We start from the raw sequence: 19,681 nt of genomic DNA, 5'->3' as shown, positions 1-19,681 counted from the left end.
GGTGGTGCGAAGGGGCTAGTATAAATCACCTTTCTACTTTCTTCACTCCACCGTGTTTAAAATTGCACTTCATGTTTGAATCCAGAGAAAACAAGCAAAAATGTCAATAAAATCAATACGTTTCCTGACTGATTTTTATGCGGGAAAATGCCTGTTTTTATTATCATAATCAAAAATGTTGATATTATTGATTTTCTCTACTTATAAATATGAAATAGGATGCATCTAAGGTTTTATATCTAACGGTTAGGAATTTTTGCGATTTTTTTACTCTTTATTTATTGTTATTGAGAATAATTCGCATTTTTACACTAAAAATAACGTTGATTTTTTTTAAAATAAGCATATTTGATTTTATACGATTGCTTTTATCAATATTATCGTCATTTTTAGGAAGCATAATGTCATCTTTTACTCTTAATCAATTACCTTTAGGGCACGAGGCGGTGATTACCCGATTGTTACCCGAATCGTTGCCTTTTCGTCGAAAGTTACTCTCAATGGGTATTACACCCGGTTGCAAGGTTATGGCTGTGCGTATTGCCCCTCTTGGTGATCCAATTGAAATTAAAATGCGTGGTTTTTCACTTTGTTTGCGTTGCAAAGAAGCACAAGCTATTGAAGTGATGGAGGTAAAAGCGTGAAAATAGCGTTAATTGGTAATCCAAATTGTGGTAAAACAACGTTGTTTAATTTATTAACTGGTTCAAAACAACGTGTAGGAAATTGGCCCGGTGTGACAGTTGAGCGTAAAACGGGCGTTTTTACTTATCATAATCAACAATATGAGGTTATAGACTTACCTGGTACTTATTCAATCGAACCTGATCCTCTTTGTGTGTCGCAAGATGAACTTATTGCTCGTCAGTTTGTGTTGTCTGAACAGGATAGTGTTATTGTCAATATTATTGATGCCACGAATTTACAGCGTAGTTTGTATTTGACTTGTCAGCTAATTGACTTACAACTGCCAATGATTGTGGTGTTGAATATGTGTGATGCACTTAAAGCCATGGGGGAACAGGTTAATATCGATAGGTTATCAACGTTATTGGGTTGCCCAGTCGTTGCGATATCATCCACCAAAAAAACAGGATTGGTGTATTTTTATCAAAACATTGAATCAATGGTAAGCCATCCACAGCTTGTGCAACCGTCGATAGATTTACTTGGTGATGAGGCACAAGCGGTGATTAGTCGTTATATTGACGAATTGCCTAAAGAGAGTGTGGTGCGTCAGTTTAATCGTTGGCAATTGATGGATGTGTTATTAGATGATTCCCGTTGTAATTTGCCACAATTGGATCGTGAAGTGTTAGCAAATTGTCGATTATCGCTCGCAACATGGTGTGATAACGAAATTGATATCGCACTAGCTAGCGCCCGTTATGACACCATTGATGCAATTTGTAAAAAAGTGATTGATAAACCGCGTGAGTTTAATAGTCGGTTTTCTAATTTGCTGGATAATATAACTTTGGGTCGTCTGACAGGAATTCCATTTTTTTTGTTAGCCATGTATGCCATGTTTATGCTGGCGACTAATTTTGGCGCAGTTTTTGTTGATTTTTTTGATGTGCTTTGTGGCTCGATTTTTGTTGATGGCACGGCTGAACTTCTTCATGCTATCAATGCCCCTAATTGGCTTACGGCGATTTTAGCTAATGGCGTTGGTCGAGGAATTCAAACGGTTTCGACCTTTATTCCAGTCATTAGCGCAATGTTTTTGGGATTATCGTTTTTAGAAGATTCGGGGTATTTAGCACGTGCTGCAATGATGGTAGATCGTGTCATGCGTTGTGTTGGTTTGCCTGGTAAAGCGTTTGTGCCAATGTTAGTCGGATTTGGCTGTGGCGTGCCAGCGATTATGGGTACTCGAACGTTAGAAAGTACACGCGATCGTATTATGTCAATTTGTATGATCCCTTTTATGTCTTGTGGGGCCAGATTGCCAGTGTATGCTTTATTTGCGGCGATATTCTTCCCTAAAAATGCCGCCATTGTGGTATTTGCTTTATATTTATTGGGTATAGCAGTGGCAATGGTAACGGGGTTTGTGCTCAAATTTACTTTATTAAAAGGTCCTCTCACACCATTTATTATGGAAATGCCTGTTTATCGCATTCCAACATTGCACAACTTAGTTAGTTTGACTTGGCAGCGTTTAAAGTCGTTTGTTTTTAGGTCAGGTAAGGCCATTGTGTTAATGGTGACAGTATTAAGTGTACTTAATTCATGGGGCAGTGATGGTTTGTTTAAGCATGAAAGTTCACAAGATTCTATGCTTTCTGTTGTCAGTCAAACTATTACGCCCGCTTTTGCACCGATGGGCATTAAACACGATAATTGGCCAGCAACAGTGGGAATTTTTACGGGTATTTTTGCTAAAGAATCGGTCATTGCAACATTGAATTCGCTTTATTCGATGAATGACGATAGTGAACAAACTAAGTCATGGAGTTTATCGCAAGATATTTGCGATGCGCTAGCCACAATTCCTAAAAATTTGGCTAGTTTATCTGATGCAGTTTTAGATCCGTTAGGTGTTTCTAATGTTTCTCAGGATGTTGATTCGCTCCAATCTGATTTAGCGGTGGATTCGACAACTGTTTCACAAATGAAATATGCATTTGGCTCATCTTCAGCTGCGATGAGTTATTTGATTTTTATTTTACTTTATACGCCTTGTGCTGCAGCACTAGGTGCCGTGTACCGCGAGGCTGGCTTTAAATGGACTTTATTTGTAGCCATTTGGACTTTTAGCATAGCATGGCTAATGGCAACCGTTTATTATCAATTTACGTTGCTTGGGCATTCGCCTGTGGCAGTTTGGTGGTTGTTGGGATGCGGTACATTTATTGTTGTTGCATTATTGTCCATGCGTGCTTTTGGGCGATATTTATCTTTTAATCAACACTTCGTGTCTAATTTATCTGATGATAAAAAAACAACATGTTGTTAATAAATTTGTTAGGTTAATTTGTAAAACATTATATAGAGGAAAAATACGCAGGGTAACGCCTGCGGTTTTAATTATAGCCATGTTAATAACATCAATTCGTGATTATGTGCAGTTAAAAGGTCGTGCATCTTTGCAAGATATTGCACGTCATTTCCGCTTACCAGAAAGTGCTGTTACTCAAATGCTGGCTTTTTGGATTAAGAAGGGGACGATAAAGTTAGTAGAGCAAAATCAACCGCTATTTTGCCAAACAAATCAGTGTCATTCTTGTTCAAGTTGTGACTTTACCCACCACGTTGAATATGTTTGGAGTTAATTATTTTGCTGTTTTGCGGAAAAAAAGCTAATTTTATTTTGTGATTCAGTTCACATAATTGAATTTATTTGAACGATAGAAACAGCAATAATAAACCGCTCAATAAAAAAATTTATTTTGATAAAGCCTTATGCTAGCTAATTTTATTCACATTTAGTGATATTTGTTTATTACCGACTATATAGTTAAATCCTACTTGATGACAAAGTCGTTTTATTATTGAATAAATGTTATTATGCTTCCATTGAAACAAAACGCTGTATGAGGACAAATAGTATGAGTCAATTAGATGAGTTTAAAAAGCTAACCGTAGTGGTCGCCGATACAGGTGATATCGATTCGATTAAACAGTTTTCGCCTGAAGATGCAACAACTAACCCTTCTCTTGTTTTAAAAGCAGCACAACTTCCTCAATATCGTTATTTAATTGATTCTGCTGTGCAAACGGCTAAAAAGTTAGGTGGTAGCAAAGAAGAACAATTAGTTAATGCATGTGATCAGGTTGCGGTTAATATTGGTGCAGAGATTTTAAAAAGCGTTCCGGGGCGAATTTCGACCGAAGTTGATGCCCGTTTGTCTTTTGATAAACAAGGCTGCATTGAAAAGGCTCGTAAAATAATCTCACTTTATAAAGAAAAGGGCATTGATAAGTCCCGTATCTTAATTAAAATCGCATCAACGTGGGAAGGTATTAAAGCAGCAGAAGTGCTTGAACAAGAAGGTATCAATTGTAATTTAACGTTATTGTTTTCATTCGCTCAGGCTCGTGCATGTGCTGAAGTAAATGCCTTTTTAATTTCGCCTTTTGTTGGTCGCATTTATGATTGGTATCAAGCTAAAAAGCCAATCGACCCTTATGTGGCAGATGAAGATCCGGGTGTTGTTTCTGTTCGTAATATCTTTAATTATTATAAACAACATGGTTATAAAACCATTGTGATGGGAGCAAGTTTCCGTAAAGTTGATCAGATTTTAGCGTTAGCTGGGTGTGATAGGTTGACAATTTCACCTAATTTACTGGCCGAAATGCAACAATCAAATGCCCCTGTTGTTCAAAAACTCAACCCAAATCAATCTGTAGTGGCTCGTCCTGCCCCTATGACTGAAGCTGAATTTAGATGGCAACATAATAGTGATGCTATGGCCGTTGAAAAACTTGCTGAAGGCATTCGTGCTTTTGCCGTTGACCAAGGCAAATTAGAAGACATGATTAGCACACTGCTATAATTATTTAAAATAATTGGGGAGTTTGCTCCCCATTTTTATACAATTTCCTTTCGTTAATTTGACTAACGATTTTGCAAGTGATGTTAACCTTGCAGGTATTAACGAATTTTAACTCAAAATTTTTTGGAGATGATGACATGAATGCAACCACACTATCTCACCGCGAACTGGCGAATGCGATAAGGGCATTAAGCATGGATGGCGTGCAAAAAGCAAAATCGGGGCATCCTGGTGCACCTATGGGGATGGCGGATATGGCTGAAGTGCTTTGGCGTGGCTTTTTAAAACACAATCCAACTAATCCTAAATGGGCTGATCGTGACCGTTTTGTTTTATCAAATGGTCATGCGTCTATGTTGATCTATAGCCTATTGCATTTAACGGGTTATGATGTGTCGATTGATGATCTTAAAAATTTCCGTCAGTTGCATTCAAAAACTGCAGGCCATCCTGAATATGGTTATGTGCCAGGTGTTGAAACAACTACAGGTCCATTAGGCCAAGGTATCGCTAATGCTGTAGGTATGGCAATCGCTGAAAGAACATTAGCAGCTCAATTTAATAAAGCAGGTCATACTATTGTTGATCACCATACTTATGTGTTTATGGGCGATGGCTGTATGATGGAAGGAATTTCGCACGAAGTGTGTTCATTAGCGGGTACATTAAAACTTGGCAAACTAATTGCATTTTATGACGATAATGGTATTTCAATTGATGGTGAGGTTGAAGGTTGGTTTACCGATGATACAGCAAAACGTTTTGAAGCTTATGGTTGGCATGTTATTCGTGGTATTGATGGTCATGATGCAGAAGCCTTAAAAGAAGCGATCGAACAAGCGCAAGCAGTAAGTGATAAACCATCGTTACTAATGTGCAAAACAGTGATTGGATTTGGTTCACCAAATAAAGCTGGTAGCCATGAAAGCCACGGCGCACCATTAGGCGATGCCGAAATCGAAGCTACCCGTAAAGCACTAGGTTGGAATCACCCAGCGTTTGATATTCCTAAAGACTATTATGATGCTTGGGATGCCAAAGCAAAAGGTAAACAACGCGAAGACGAATGGAATGCTCGTTTCGACGCTTATGCTAAGGCTTACCCTGATTTAGCCAAAGAATTTAAACGTCGCGTTAATGGTGACCTACCAGCAGATTGGTCACAAATCGCTAACGATGTAGTCAATAAACTACAAGCAAACCCAGCAACAATTGCCACTCGTAAAGCATCACAAAATGCTATCGAAGCCTTTGCTCCTGCATTACCTGAGTTTTTAGGTGGTTCAGCAGATTTAGCACCAAGTAACTTAACCATGTGGTCAGGCTCTAAAGAAATTTTAGCTAATCCTGATGGTAACTATATCCATTATGGTGTGCGTGAGTTTGGTATGTCAGCGATCATGAACGGTATTGCATTGCATGGAGGATTTATTCCTTATGGCGCAACATTCTTAATGTTTATGGAATACGCACGTAATGCTATTCGTATGGCCGCATTAATGAAAATCCGTTCATTATTTGTCTATACACACGATTCAATTGGTTTGGGGGAAGACGGACCAACGCATCAACCTGTTGAGCAAATGGCTAGCTTACGGGTAACTCCAAATGTTAGCACTTGGCGTCCTTGCGACCAAGTCGAGTCAGCAATTGCTTGGCAATATGCGATTGAACGTAAAGATGGTCCGACGGCATTGATCTTCTCAAGACAAAATCTTAAACAACAAGATCGCACAGCTCATCAATTAGCTGATGTATATCGTGGTGGTTATATCTTAAATGATTGTACAGGTACACCTGAATTAATTATTATCGCGACAGGTTCAGAAGTTGAGCTTGCTGTTGAAGCGTATCAACAATTGACACAAGCGGGCAAAAAAGTACGCGTAGTGTCAATGCCATCAACCGATGCATTTGATAAACAAGATCAAGCTTATAAAGAGTCAGTATTACCATCATCAGTATCAGCAAGAATTGCAATTGAAGCGGGTATTAGTGATTACTGGTATAAATATGTAGGGCTTAATGGCAAAGTAATTGGTATGACTAGCTTTGGCGAATCAGGTCCAGCTGATCAATTATTCAAAGAATTTGGCTTTACTGTCGAAAATGTTATTGCTCAGGCAAATACTTTATTAAAATAGTAAACAAATAAAAAAGAACCCCATCAGCATTAAATTGTAGATGGGGTTCTTTCAAAAATGTTAAGTTAGATATTTTTTGCGTTTTTAATACTACACATTAATAATACGGCACCAATTAATGAGCATGCCATTAGAGTGTATGAGATATTTGGACTACCGGTTACACCATTTAAATAACCTACAAACCATGCGCCTAAGAATGATCCTAAAGCACCTGAACAGTTAATTGTGCCAATAGATATACCAAGAACGTTTTTAGGGATCAGTTCAGGGACGTAAGCAAAGAATGGGCCATATGGTGCGTACATACAAGCTGCTGCGATTATGAGTAAAACATAAGATATCCAAAAATATTCAGTACCAAGTATATAAGATGTAAAGAATGATACTGCGGCTATCGCATGTAAAGGCCATACAAATAATTTTCGATTTTGTACTTTATCTGATAACCATGACATTACAACCATTAAACAAATTGCTGCTAAATAAGGTACGGACGTTAACCACCCTGTATATACTAAATCAAATGATGATGCTGATTTGATAATTGAAGGCATCCACATCATTAACCCATAGACACCAATATTCCATAAACCGTGTATTAAACTAAGTTTTATTACAATTGGTGAATGAAATACTGCATTGTAATTTTTGATAGGTACAATGTTTTCTTGTTCTTTATACATTTCGGTTTGTAAAGTGTCTTTTTCAATTTTACTAAGCCAACTAACATCTTCTGGTTTATCTCGTACTATTGCGATCCAGAAAAATGCCCATAAGATAGCTGGTAACCCCTCTATAATGAACATTTCTCGCCAGCCATAAGCTTCGATCAAATAACCTGAAGCAATAGACATCCACAAGACTGTGACTGGGTTTCCAAGAATTAGATAAGTGTTAGCTCTTGAGCGTTCCGATTTTGTAAACCAATTACTAATATAGATTAACATTGCCGGCATAACAGCAGCTTCAACAACTCCTAAAATAAATCTGATTACCATTAACATGGGAATATTTTGCACCATACCAGTTGCGGCTGCACATAATCCCCAAAGTATTAAACACCAAAAAATAAGTTTTCTAACACTACGTTTGGATGCATAAATAGCTCCCGGAATTTGAAAGAAGAAATAGCCTAAAAAGAACAAAGCCCCTATTAGTGACGAAACACCACGGCTAATACCCAAATCTTGTTCTATTCCTGCTGCTGCGGCAAAACCATAATTAGCACGGTCAAGATAGGCTAAACTATAGGTGATAAAAATGATTGGCATTAAATACCACCAGCGTTTAATTGATAACTTTTTATTCATATTTATTTCTCTTATTTAGGAAAATTATATTCATTACAGTGAATTATTAAAGTACAGCTAACCACCCACCATCTACATATATGACTTGGCCGTTGATATAATCTGATGACGGTGCAGAAAGAAATATTGCTGTTCCAATCAATTCTTCGGTTTTTCCCCAACGTTTTGCTGGATTACTGTTTTTTACCCATGTATCAAATGTTTGATCTTTAATTAATGCTTCATTCATATCAGTAAGTATGTAACCAGGGCCAATTGCATTAGCTTGAATATTAAATTGTCCCCATTCTGCAGCCATTGATTTGGTTAGCATTTTTATACCACCTTTAGCCGCAGTATAAGGTGCGACTGTTGGTCTAGCTTGTTCACTAGTCAAAGAGCAAATATTGATGAACTTTCCACCTGAATTACGAGCGATCATTCTTTTAGCTGCTTCGCGCGATACCAAAAAAGTTCCTGTTAGGTGTATGTCTACTACACGTTGCCAATCTTTTAATTTAAGATCAACCATTGGTTGACGATGTTGGATTCCCGCATTATTAATTACTATATCAATTTGAATATTATGTTTATCCATTTGATTAAATGCGTTAATTATTTGATCTTCTTTTGATACATCAATCACATATCCAGTTACTTTATAACCTTTGTCTTTTAATTTATTTATAGCTTGGTCAAGGTTCTCTTGATTAATGTCGCTTAAAACAATTGATGCACCAGCTGAAGCTAAACCTTCTGCATATGAAAATCCTAAACCACGAGCAGATCCCGTAATAAGAGCTGTTTTACCAGTTAAATCAAATAGTTTATGCATAATATAAAATCCTATTAGAGTAAAATTTGTTTTATTTAGTAACTTTTGAGAATGTTTTGTCATACGATTACTTGTAGTACAACATACAAGTGCATTTTTAAAATGCAGGTATTTATGATTTGATGCAATAAAAAAATTTTAATTTTGTGATCTGTTCGGCAAAATTATTCAAAATTAGGTTGATATAAAATGATTAAAGGCGTTGATAAAATAGATGGGATAAGTTGTAATATGATAAATTATAACAGAGTAGTATTTGAAACGATGATTAAATCAATTCCCAAAAACAATATTGTTGAAGCAGTTTACCAACAAATGTTAAGTAAAATTCTTGATGGTAGTTGGGCCGAAGAAAGTAAATTACCGTCTGAATTTGAACTTACTTCACTTTTTAGTGTAAGTCGAACAAGTATTCGTAGTGCCGTACAAAAGCTGCGTGATCTTGGCATTATTTATACTAAGCATGGCATGGGGTCGTTTGTTTCGAAAAACTTAAATAAAGATAAAATCACTAATATCAATCAGCCAATTATGCATCTAAGCCAAGAAGAATTTATGGATATGATGATATTTCGACAAACGGTAGAATTTAAGTGTATAGAGCTTGCTGCTACTAATGCTAATGAAAGTAATATTATTGAAATAGAAGACGCACTAAATCGTATGCTAATTAATAAAAATGATTATAAAAAATACTCTCAAGCTGATTTGGATTTTCATATTGCTATTATTAAAGCATCACATAATAAAATATTTATTAATATTATTCATGATATCAAAGATATTTATTATTATTATTTAGAAGAACTTAACCGCGTTTTTGGTCCTACAATTGAAAGTATTGATGCTCATATAAAAGTTTTTATGGCTATTAAAGAGCACGATATTGAGTCAGCTAAACTTGCTTTAGACAATGCAATGAAGACGAATACTATCGCTATTAGTAAATTGAAAAAAGACTAAAATTCAGAAAAACCTTGCATTATCGATTCACTCAGTGTAATTTTAATTATTGAGATGTGATGTCATACAACTAACTTTATTTAAAGTACCTGTATACATTGGAGATTTTTATGTTAACAATAACAAATGTGAAAACGATTTTAACAGCACCGGGTGGTATCGATTTGGTTGTTGTAAAGATTGAAACTAATCAAGATGGTTTATATGGATTAGGTTGTGCGACATTTACACAGCGTGTGTATGCTGTTCAATCAGCAATTAATGACTATATAAAACCTTTTTTGATTGGTAAAGATCCTCGCAGGATTGAAGACTTGTGGCAATCTGCTGTTGTCAGTGGGTATTGGCGAAATGGTCCTGTAATAAATAATGCTGTATCAGCTATGGATATGGCATTATGGGATATTAAAGGTAAAATGGCTGGAATGCCTGTTTATGAATTATTAGGTGGTAAATGTCGTGATGGCATTCCTTTATATAGACACTGTGATGGTTCCGATGCAATTGCTGCTGAAGATAACATTCGCGCTGCTATGGAGGAAGGTTATCAATATGTTCGTTGCCAAATGGGTATGTATGGTGGTGCGGGAACGGAAGATCTTAAATTAATTAATACTCATTATGATAAAGCCAAAAATATTCACCCTAAGCGATCTCCTCATAATAAAACATCTGGTATATATTTTGATCCTGATGCTTATGCTCGTAGTATTCCTAAGTTCTTTGATCATTTGCGCAATAAAATTGGTTTTGATGTCGAATTTATTCATGATATCCATGAAAGAGTTCAACCAATTACTGCTTTACAAATGGCAAAAAGTCTTGAAGATTATCGCCTATTTTATCTTGAAGATCCTGTTTCTCCAGAAAATGTTGATTTCTTAAATATTATGCGTCAACAAACATCAACGCCAATTGCGATGGGAGAACTCTTTGTTCATATAGCAGAATATAAACATCTTATCACTCAACATTTAATTGATTTTATTCGTTGTCATATCAGTATGATTGGTGGTATTACACCAGCTAAAAAGTTGGCAACACTTTGTGAACTTCATGGAGTTCGTACTGCATGGCATGGTCCAGGGGATATTTCTCCAGTAGGTGTGGCAGCTAATATGCATATTGATTTGAGTATCACTAATTTAGGAATTCAGGAATATACGCCTATGAATGATGATTTAAGAGAAGTATTTCCTGGTTGTCCTGATATTGAACAAGGTTATGCTTATCTTAATGATAAACCAGGTTTAGGCATTGATATTAATGAAGATAAAGCAAAAAAATTCCCAATATCAGGTGGTTTGCCATCTTGGACTAATGCGCGAACCCCTGATGGAACAGCAGCTAGGCCATAAATATTGACGGATTAATCGCGTTTTAAACAAATTATTGATGATTCAATAATTTGTTATAGATAAAACGCGATTAATCTTTTTTATATTGCACACTATTTTATATTAAATAACCTTATCTTGATGCGCGTGCTAAAATAACCTCAATAGGTTGTTTTTGTATATAGATCATTCTCGCCATTAATAAAATCGCTGCTACAGCAAGTCCCGAAATAATGCCTATCCAAAAACCTGCAGCTCCAATTGGTTTGATAATTAGATCGGTCAATCCTAGTATATAACCAACTGGTAATCCCACAACCCAATATGAAATGAGCGTGATAAAAAAGATACTTTGTGTATCTTTGTAACCACGGAGTACATTACTTGCCACAACTTGCAAATAGTCAGATGCTTGATAGATAGCTAATAAGATAATAAGCTGTAAACAAATGGCAATAACAGTTGCCTCATTAGTAAATAGTGTAATTATTGGTGTTTTAAAGATAACTAAAATTAAGGCGACAATGATGGCTAAAGCCAAAGATATCGCTAAACTGATATAAGCAGTTTGCTTGGCTAATGCTGGTTTTTTTTTGCCCAGCAAATAACCAACGCGAATGCTCGTTGCCACTCCAAGGGATAATGGTATGGCAAAGGTTAAACTGCTGATAGTAAAAATAATTTGGTGAGCAGCAACGGTTATGGGTCCTAGTGGTGCAATTAATAAAGCGATTACAGCAAATAGGCTCATTTCAAAAAAATAAGCTAGCGCCAGTGGTGTACCTAACAGAATCACTTTTTTGATTATTGTAAAATCAATTAACTTGGCGATGGGTGTTTTTCGAATATCGCGTTGGGTTGGGGAAGTTAATGTGTATATACGAATTAAAATAAACATTAACCAAAATATAATTGATGCAGTAATACCACAACCTACACCACCAAAAGCAGGAAGGCCTAATTTTCCATAAATTAATATATAATTGATCGGAATGTTAGCAAGTAGGGCAATAAAAATAATAACCATTGCTGGCTTAGTATTAGATAACCCCTCGCATTGGTTACGATAAACTAAAAATAATAAAAATGCGGGTATTCCCCACATAATAGCCCGTAAAAATGACACCGCCACGTCAAACATTTCAGGATCAATTGGGTGATCTGCTGAGCTCCTTAAACCAATTATTTTGTCAGAATGATATAAAATTAACATCATAATGACAGATAAAAACAGCGCAATCACCACGCCTTGTCGAGTGTGTCCTGCGACTTGCTCTCGTTTAGCTGCGCCGTTTAGATTTGAAATAATTGGTGTTAAAACGGTTAGTAATCCTTGACCAAATAAAATTGTTGGTAACCAAATCGAAACCGCAATAGCCACTCCTGATAGGGCGGTTTTACTATAATTCCCTGCCATAATGGTATCGACAAAAGTAATTGCGGTTTGCGATACTTGTGCAATCAACACAGGAACTGCTAATTTAACTAGATTTTTTACTTCATGTTTATAATGTTGTTTCATGGTGTTAATTAACGTTTAACCGTTCCCCATAGATCGTACTCATCGGAATGCTCAATGTTAACCTGAACAATATCACCGACTTTGACTTGGTTTTCTTCGTTTAGATAAACAACGCCATCAATTTCAGGGGCATCAGCCATGCTACGGCCTATAGCACCTTCTTCATCAACTTCGTCAATAATAACAGCCAAAGTTTTGCCTATTTTAGCTTGTAATTTTTGTGTTGAGATTTTTTGTTGTAATTGCATAAAGCGATCAAAACGTTCTTGTTTGATTGCTTCAGGAATTTGATCAGCAAGTTTATTAGCCTCAGCACCTTCAATAGGACTATATGGAAAGCAACCTACGCGATCTAACTGTGCTTGCGACAAAAAGTCGAGCAGTAATTCAAAATCTTGTTCTGTTTCGCCAGGATAACCAACAATAAAGGTTGAACGCAGCGTAATATCGGGGCATATTTCTCGCCATTTATGGATGCGTTCTAGGGTTCTTTCAATGGTTCCTGGTCGTTTCATTGATTTTAAAACTGCTGGGCTTGCATGCTGTAATGGCACATCTAAATAAGGCAAGATCTTACCATCTGCCATTAATGGAATAAGATTATCAACACTAGGGTAAGGGTACATATAGTGCAATCTGACCCAAATACCTAAGTTAGCTAATTGTTCGCAAAGGGTTTGGATATCGGTTTTTAATGGTGTTCCATTCCAAAAATTAGTACGGTTTTTGATATCGATACCATAAGCTGAAGTATCTTGAGCAATAACCAATAATTCTTTAACGCCACTGTCGGCTAGTCGTTTTGCCTCATCTAAAACATTGCCGATTGGTCGGCTAACCATATCACCACGCAAAGAAGGGATAATACAAAATGTACAGCGATGATTACAGCCTTCCGAAATTTTAAGATAGGCATAATGTTTTGGTGTTAATTTAACCCCTTGGCTTGGAACTAAACTAGTAAAAGGATTATATTCGGGTTTAGGGGCATATTTATTCACATGGCTTAGAACTGCTTCATAGCTATGTGGACCAGATATTTCAAGAACTTTTGGGTGAACAGTTCTAATTTGATCTTCTTTTGCGCCAAGACAACCCGTGACTATAACCTTACCGTTTTCATTCAATGCTTCACCGATCGCTTCGAGTGATTCTTGCACGGCACTGTCAATGAATCCACAAGTATTAACAATAACCAAATCGGCATTGTCATAGCTAGGTACCACTTGATATCCCTGCGTGCGCAGTTCGGTTAAAATTCGTTCAGAATCAACTAAGTTTTTAGGACAGCCAAGGCTCACAAATCCAATTGTAGGGGGTGACATATTCATAGTATTTATAATAGTGTTTTATATTTTATGAGGTAATGTTTGAGAATTTAATAAACTACATTTATTAATTGTTATTTACAAATCAAAATGAAGTCGTCATTTTATCACATTTCATTATAGTTGATACATCGATTTTATAATTTGAAATTTATATTAATAATGTGTAGGAAAATGCCAAGTTGTTTACACTTCATGATTAAAATAATCTTCTAAATACTCACAAGGTATTTTCTTTAAATGCTTTATGGGTTTAAAGGTATTATAAAAATTAATAAAGGGTTTGAGCTTTTGTTTTTCTTTTGAATTGCTAAATATTTGCTGATTATGCCACATCTCTATTATTTAAGTTCATATCTCTCTTTCGGCTTTTCCATTGGTTTGTGGTCTGACCGTTTTGGTAAATTTTTGATTGATACGATGGATATAACACGTTTTAACAAATAGATGTTCACCAGTACTTTGTGTCGATCCTATAAATAAATTTGTGTATTTACCATATTTGTACTCAATTAGAGTAGTTCAAAAATAGGTAAATACACAGGGGCTATTAATTTATTATCTATTCAGTAATCACTGACTCTAACGACGGATATCGTACAATAACGTCTTTCAATTTTTTATGGTTATTTAGAATTAATTTGTTATTTTCTAATAATTCAATTGCTGGTTTGAACAATATCTCTTCAATATTATCAGAATTAATTTCCATAAGCTCAACACTGTAATTCCAGCAAGTAATATCTTTATAATTATCATAATCTAAAGATAAGACACAATTATTTTCATCATCAATAAAAGTAAACTTACCTGGCATATCAGAAAAATATTCACTTTCACTTATTGGATACCTAAAGTATGAATCTTTATATAACTTATCTTCCCAATAAATAATATGGATTAATGGGAATGGCGTTTTACTTATCGACTCATTAAAAACGGAATCTCCGCTAAAAGATAGCTGAAAGCTCAAATAACCAGAAATTGCTGTTTTAGATTTTATCTTTAAAATTGGTAAAGAGAGCCCAACCCACTCATAAAATAAATCGTTATTTATCATTTTGGGCATATTACTTGTTTTACTCGTTGGATCTACCTTATATTCCTTAGAATTTTCTTTGAAGCAAGGACTGATTTTATCCAAAATAGCTGCTTTTAAAAGTTCTATTTCATGAGCAAATTTATTCAATTCATTGAAAGCATTAGTAATTGCAATACCTTGCGTTCTAGCTATACTATTTTTCATCGTTAACATTAAAGTTGTTCCTTATTGAAGATTTATCACTTTTAATTATTTGATATTGATACGTGTTTTTAAAGCTTGAATCTATTTTCAGATTTAAGCTAGTAAAAGATTTGAATAGTCTAAAATCAAAACAATTCAAGAAACTAATTAAATCATTTAAATAACGTTTTAGTTTTTTATTATTAACTTGAGGCTTAATTTTCCTTATTTTTTCTAAAAAGTTTAACCATGTTAGGCCTTTCCAATTTTTATCTGGACTTGCTTTTTCGGAATTAAACGTATCAATTCGATTAGCTAAATAAACTAAATAAGATGCTCCCTTTTCTTTGGGGATTTTAAAGGCCTTCCACTCTCTTTCAATCTGATCCTCTCCAAAAGAATAAGTGCCCCATTTTAACTCAAATATATAAATTTCATTTTTACCATTTACATTGAATTCAAAGACTATATCTGGTTCAGTTGTTCTATTTTCACCTTTGAATGTATGCTTCTTAGACGGCCAAAAATCAATTTTAGCTTTTACATTCAAATTCACATCATCACTTAAATTAGTTTTAATTCCCGCTATAGATGTAATAAAAAAGTAAATATCTTCATCTTGAAAATAACATAACGGACCAAATATAGTTGATGTAATTATATCTTCTCGTGGTATTCTAATATTATCATACTCTTTCAAAAGTTTGAGACTTTTTTTCATAATAACTGCGTGTAACATTTTATTTATTTCCTTAATATTCTCATACTATAATTGCACGAAAACGCTGAGTTGTTTACACTTCATGATTAAAATAATCTTCTAAATACTCACAAGGTATTTTCCTTGAAATCGCTTTATGAGGTTTAACGGTATTATAAAAATTAATAAGCGTTTAAGCTTTTGCTTTCTTTTGAATTGCTAAATATTTGCTGATTATGCCACATCTCTATTAAAGTTCGTATTACTCTTTCAGCTTTTCTATTTGTTTGTGGATAAGTGGGTTTGGTAAATTTTTGATTGATACGATGGTTATTATACGTTTTAAAAAAACATTAGAAAATAACTAATTAATTTGAATAAAAGACTTATTGGTTGAATGTTGTTGAGTAACATAAAATAAAGCCTTTATTTAGAATAAAGGCTTTTGGAAAGAATAGGAAGATAAACTTACTAATTAAGTTAATACTATTTTAATGCATTAGCGACTTCGTCTATTTGACGATTTATGCTTTCTGCCCCTCCACCTGACAAATACCAAAGGTCAGGGGTTAAATAGACAACCTGTGTCTTGCTTTTATTTAGAACGTGTTGCGAAAAATAGTGTTCAGCCATACCTTGTTCACCGATTGCTTTACTACGATCAACAACAAAGATAACATCAGGTTTGACTGATTTAATGTAATTATCATCAACAAAAATTGGTTTTGGCTTGCCTATTGCGTTATTTGCTGGTGTAACGGTGAGGGGGACAGCACGTTTAACATCTAGTACGTCGTGAATCAATGCTGCACTTGAGCTTGAATTGATAAGAATCATCTTTCCATCGTTATGAATAACAACAATCGCTTTTTTAGCGCTGGATTGAGCTAAGGCTTGTGTATTTTGGATTTTTTCATCTAATGATTGGATGATATTATCTGCTTTGCTTTCTGTTTCTGTAATTTTGGCTAGCACTTGAATATGATTTTTGGTTGATTCAACGTAATTTTTAGCATCAACACTTAAATTAATAACAGGGGCAATTTTTGATAAATCTTCGGATTTACTTGCTTGGCGACCATCAATAATAATCAGATCGGGTTTAGTTTGTTTAATTGCATTAATATCAGGTTCTTTCATATTGCCAGTATCAGCGATTGAAGACTTATTAAATTGTTGTAAGTAAGATGGTGTTACTGATCGAGGAATAGCTGTAACGATCGAACCTTTACCTAATGCATCTAACGTATCTAATGCACCATAATTCATTACCACCACTTTTTTAGGTGCTTTAGGCACCACTATCGTTTGATTATCAGCAGTTATATTCATTGTTGATGATTGGCATCCTGTTAAGCCTAACACAATTACTGCAATACTACTCAAAAGTAACTTTTTTTTATTGTTCATATCGATTTTCTCATGTTATTTATAAATGATAATCATTATTATTTGTAAAAATGTAAATGTCCAGCACTAAATAATTTTTAAAGATATTGATAATCATTATCAAATGCTGTAATGTGCTATGAATTATAAAACAATAAATATCATTATAAATAATGGGGTTATAATAGATGAAAACAAAAAAGAAGTTTAAATTGGCAAAACATGTCATCAATACGGGCATTTTGTTGTCATTATCAAGTACTGCTATAGCGGCTAGCAATTCGGATACTGACACCATGGTTGTGACTGCATCGGGGTTTTCTCAGCAAGTAAAAGAAGCGCCTGCAACTATTTCGGTTATTACGCCTAAAGAGATCGAAAATAAACCTTATCGTGATGTGACTGATGCATTAAAAGATATCCCTGGAGTCACTGTTTCGGGTGGTGGGGACTCAACAGATATCAGTATCCGCGGTATGGATGCAAAATACACCATGATTTTAATTGATGGTAAAAAAGTCAGCACACGTGAAACAAGGCCAAATAGCGATAACTCAGGTTTTGAACAAGGTTGGTTACCGCCATTAACTGCCATTGAACGTATTGAAGTAGTACGAGGACCTATGTCATCGTTATATGGTTCTGATGCAATGGGAGGGGTTATTAATATCATCACCAAAAAAGTATCTGATAAATGGCATGGTGGTGTACGTTTAGAATCGGTCATACCATACCGCTCGGCAGAAAAAAACACTTATACTGGCAGTTTTTCAACTTTAGGACCACTGCTTGACGATATCTTAGGTATCCAACTTTATGGCCAATATTCTAAGCGTAATGAAGATAAATTTTTAAGCGGTCATGCTGAGCAAAAATTGCGCAGCATAAATGGTAAACTTTCATTAAATGCTACCGACACTCAAAAATTTGATCTCGATTTTGGGCGTGCATTACAAAATAGTAAATCAACAGGTGGCAAGACAAGACCTATTTCTAGAGGTGATTTCCTTCGTGACAATCGTCGCAACACCTTTGCGCTAACACATAATGGTCTATTTGGCGATGTATCAACAACTTCATTTGTTGCTTATGAAGGTAATAATAATCCAGAAAGAAAAATGAAAATTCGTAATACCGATGTTGATACTCGTGTTACTATTCCTTTTAGCATTAACATGCTTACCATTGGTGGTAAATACAATTACCAAGAGCTACACGATAAAGGTAATCAGTTAAATAAATCGATCACTAAAATTGATCGTTGGAATTATGCCCTATTTGCTGAAGATGAGCTAAGACTACTAGACAACTGGAGCCTAACATTAGGATTACGTTATAACAAAGACGAAAATTATGGTAGCAACTGGAATCCAAGAGTTTACAGCGTGTGGAATATTGATGACAGCTTCACCTTAAAAGGCGGTTATTCAACAGGTTTTGCAACACCACAATTACGTCAAGTCGTCTCTGATTGGGGGCAAGTAACGGGCGGAGCAGGTACGGGGAATAAAGGTATGATTATGGGTAACCCAGATTTAAAACCTGAAAAATCCGATAACTTCGAAATTGGTGTTGGTTACACCAACGATTATGGTGTTGATGCATCGGCTACGGCGTTTTATACTAAATATAAAGACAAAATCCAAAGCTACTATATATGCCAAGGTCCAGCAGGAGGAGGCTTATGTCAAATAGCAGGATATCAAGAAAGATTTGATTTTGTCCAAGGGCGTGAAAATGTAGGTAAAGCCGATCTTAAAGGTCTTGAGCTTTCATTCAAAACACCTTTATTTACTGATTTCTTATTAAGTTCTAACTATTCTTGGACTAAAACTGAACAAAAAAGCGGTAAATATAAAGGACGATCTTTAAACCGCACACCTAAACAAAAATTCAACACCCAACTTGATTGGTATGCCTCACAGCAATGGGATTTATGGGCTAAAATGGCTTATTATGGCATGGAATCATCAAATAACCGTAATGGCACAAAAGTTGAATACCCAGGCTACACTTTCTGGGATATCGGTGCATCTTATCAAGTACACAAACAAGCTAAGATTTATGCTGGTGTTTATAATTTATTTGATAAAGATGTTAGTAACGAAGATTTCGGTAAAACCTTAGAAGGTCGACGTTATTTTGTCGGTACCGAAATTAATTTCTAACAAAACAATATATTAGTTTGAATTATTATTCTAAGGCAGCTTTAATATAGCTGCCTTATTTTTATAAATAATTTATTAGGTTAGGCTGTTATTTGTAAAAAAATCGGTCAGGAAAGGTATTGATTTTATTGAAGTTTTTATTTAAATTTTCCTAGATTACATCATGAAGTGCAATTTGTCTTAACTCCTTCGAATAAAAGGAGGCAGGGCTTTTAAACTTATGCTGTTTTCTTGGCGTGTGTTCAATAGATATTGTATTTTCTTTATCTGTTC

The 19,681-nt window shown here is 35.2% G+C and carries 15 protein-coding genes; 8 read left to right on the top strand and 7 right to left on the bottom strand.

What is annotated here, in order from left to right; all coding sequences use genetic code 11:
• Positions 1-401: 401 nt before the first annotated feature.
• From GQ594_RS11175 to tkt, 5 genes are all read left to right on the top strand, one after another.
• Complete coding sequence (locus GQ594_RS11175; protein WP_160399662.1) at positions 402-644, top strand: FeoA family protein; 243 nt, start codon at positions 402-404, stop codon at positions 642-644.
• Entirely contained in the window at positions 641-2,962 is a 2,322-nt protein-coding gene (gene feoB / locus GQ594_RS11170) for a Fe(2+) transporter permease subunit FeoB (protein ID WP_337189493.1), read from the top strand. Before GQ594_RS11175 ends, feoB begins: the two co-directional genes overlap by 4 nt.
• A gap of 79 nt (positions 2,963-3,041) precedes the next feature.
• The gene (locus tag GQ594_RS11165; protein ID WP_160412883.1) at positions 3,042-3,278 is read left to right on the top strand and encodes a FeoC-like transcriptional regulator; all 237 of its coding nucleotides are present in this window, start codon (positions 3,042-3,044) and stop codon (positions 3,276-3,278) included.
• A 276-nt stretch (positions 3,279-3,554) separates the two neighbouring features.
• Positions 3,555-4,505 carry a transaldolase gene (gene tal, locus GQ594_RS11160; protein ID WP_160399665.1) on the top strand — a complete coding sequence of 317 codons (951 nt, stop codon included), beginning with the start codon at positions 3,555-3,557 and terminating at the stop codon, positions 4,503-4,505.
• 137 nt (positions 4,506-4,642) lie between these two features.
• A complete protein-coding gene (gene tkt / locus GQ594_RS11155; RefSeq protein ID WP_160412885.1) occupies positions 4,643-6,649 on the top strand; it encodes a transketolase in 2,007 nt (668 codons plus the stop codon).
• A 65-nt stretch (positions 6,650-6,714) separates the two neighbouring features.
• Here tkt and GQ594_RS11150 read toward each other — a convergent pair whose 3' ends face one another.
• Complete coding sequence (locus GQ594_RS11150; RefSeq protein ID WP_160412900.1) at positions 6,715-7,968, bottom strand: MFS transporter; 1,254 nt, start codon at positions 7,966-7,968, stop codon at positions 6,715-6,717.
• A 40-nt stretch (positions 7,969-8,008) separates the two neighbouring features.
• A complete protein-coding gene (locus tag GQ594_RS11145; protein WP_160412886.1) occupies positions 8,009-8,776 on the bottom strand; it encodes an SDR family oxidoreductase in 768 nt (255 codons plus the stop codon).
• Positions 8,777-9,007: 231 nt separating this feature from the next.
• Between GQ594_RS11145 and GQ594_RS11140 the strand changes: the two genes are divergently transcribed.
• Together GQ594_RS11140 and GQ594_RS11135 are read left to right on the top strand one after the other, a co-directional pair.
• Entirely contained in the window at positions 9,008-9,739 is a 732-nt protein-coding gene (locus GQ594_RS11140; RefSeq protein ID WP_202112581.1) for a FadR/GntR family transcriptional regulator, read from the top strand.
• Between the two features lie 104 nt (positions 9,740-9,843).
• Positions 9,844-11,097, top strand: a complete 1,254-nt coding sequence (locus tag GQ594_RS11135) for an enolase C-terminal domain-like protein (protein ID WP_442903539.1) — start codon at positions 9,844-9,846, stop codon at positions 11,095-11,097.
• A gap of 112 nt (positions 11,098-11,209) precedes the next feature.
• Here the strand turns inward: GQ594_RS11135 and GQ594_RS11130 are convergent, their stop codons facing one another.
• The 5 genes from GQ594_RS11130 to GQ594_RS11105 form a co-directional block, all read right to left on the bottom strand.
• Positions 11,210-12,598 carry an MATE family efflux transporter gene (locus GQ594_RS11130; RefSeq protein ID WP_160412890.1) on the bottom strand — a complete coding sequence of 463 codons (1,389 nt, stop codon included), beginning with the start codon at positions 12,596-12,598 and terminating at the stop codon, positions 11,210-11,212.
• Positions 12,599-12,606: 8 nt separating this feature from the next.
• Positions 12,607-13,923 carry a 30S ribosomal protein S12 methylthiotransferase RimO gene (gene rimO, locus GQ594_RS11125; protein ID WP_160399668.1) on the bottom strand — a complete coding sequence of 439 codons (1,317 nt, stop codon included), beginning with the start codon at positions 13,921-13,923 and terminating at the stop codon, positions 12,607-12,609.
• A 565-nt stretch (positions 13,924-14,488) separates the two neighbouring features.
• The gene (locus GQ594_RS11120; protein WP_160412892.1) at positions 14,489-15,181 is read right to left on the bottom strand and encodes a hypothetical protein; all 693 of its coding nucleotides are present in this window, start codon (positions 15,179-15,181) and stop codon (positions 14,489-14,491) included.
• Positions 15,162-15,890 carry a hypothetical protein gene (locus GQ594_RS11115; protein ID WP_160412894.1) on the bottom strand — a complete coding sequence of 243 codons (729 nt, stop codon included), beginning with the start codon at positions 15,888-15,890 and terminating at the stop codon, positions 15,162-15,164. Before GQ594_RS11115 ends, GQ594_RS11120 begins: the two co-directional genes overlap by 20 nt.
• Positions 15,891-16,337: 447 nt before the next feature.
• Positions 16,338-17,261 (bottom strand): siderophore ABC transporter substrate-binding protein, encoded by a 924-nt coding sequence (locus tag GQ594_RS11105; protein ID WP_160412896.1) that lies wholly within the window; start codon positions 17,259-17,261, stop codon positions 16,338-16,340.
• A 167-nt stretch (positions 17,262-17,428) separates the two neighbouring features.
• Between GQ594_RS11105 and GQ594_RS11100 the strand changes: the two genes are divergently transcribed.
• On the top strand, positions 17,429-19,408 hold the full coding sequence (locus GQ594_RS11100) for a TonB-dependent receptor domain-containing protein (protein WP_160412898.1): 1,980 nt from the start codon (positions 17,429-17,431) through the stop codon (positions 19,406-19,408).
• Positions 19,409-19,681: the final 273 nt, after the last annotated feature.

The organism is Gilliamella sp. Pra-s52, from assembly GCF_009795805.1.
Classification (GTDB): Bacteria; Pseudomonadota; Gammaproteobacteria; order Enterobacterales; family Orbaceae; genus Gilliamella.
Note: the sequence above shows the minus strand (reverse complement) of the source record. Positions and strands in the feature narration are given on the sequence as shown.